This window comes from Flavobacterium sp. FlaQc-48 (genome assembly GCF_044007335.1).
Taxonomy (GTDB): Bacteria; Bacteroidota; Bacteroidia; order Flavobacteriales; family Flavobacteriaceae; genus Flavobacterium.
Genome location: NZ_JBIPCR010000055.1, coordinates 1 through 615, shown reverse-complemented (window position 1 = coordinate 615; position 615 = coordinate 1). Strand labels below are relative to the sequence as shown.

The 615-nt window shown below is 30.7% G+C and carries 1 protein-coding gene; it reads left to right on the top strand.

From position 1 onward, the window contains the following. Positions 1-36: 36 nt before the first annotated feature. A partial coding sequence (locus ACHRWY_RS27555) for a type II secretion system F family protein (protein WP_395359224.1) occupies positions 37-615 on the top strand: 579 nt, incomplete at its 3' end.

Below are 615 nucleotides of genomic sequence, written 5' to 3'. Positions count from 1 at the left end.
ATCGTGATGTTAGTGACAGTTTTAGTTTTATATTTTATGCTGAATAAAGTAGTACCAATGTTTAGTTCTGTCTTTAAACAATTTGGAAGTGAATTACCAAAAAGTACTCAAATTATCCTTAAAATATCAAACCATTCCGGAATGATTTTTTCTGTTGTGATCGGGATCATAATTGGTTTGATAACAATTCATATGCTATTAAAAGAAAAAGATAGCTATAGATCGTTTACCACAAAAATGATTTTAAAAATCCCTTATTTTGGAAATTTGATCCGTAAAATATACATTTCACGTTTTTGCCAGGCCATGAATTTGTTAATTACCTCTAAAACTACATTAATAAATTCACTAACCTTAACAGCAAAAATGATCGGTTTTTATCCTGTCGAAATAGCTATTGAGCAAATAAAAGAAGACATCACCAGAGGCGCTTCCTTAAACGAAAGTTTGAAAAAACATAGTGTTTTCGAAAACAAAATGGTTTCAATGGTAGAAGTCGCTGAACAAGTTAACCAACTGGAAACCATGTTCGAAAGATTAACAGAACAATATAATGAAGAGATAAGCCACCAGACCAAGATGATTGGTGTCATTTTAGAACCTATGATTATTATC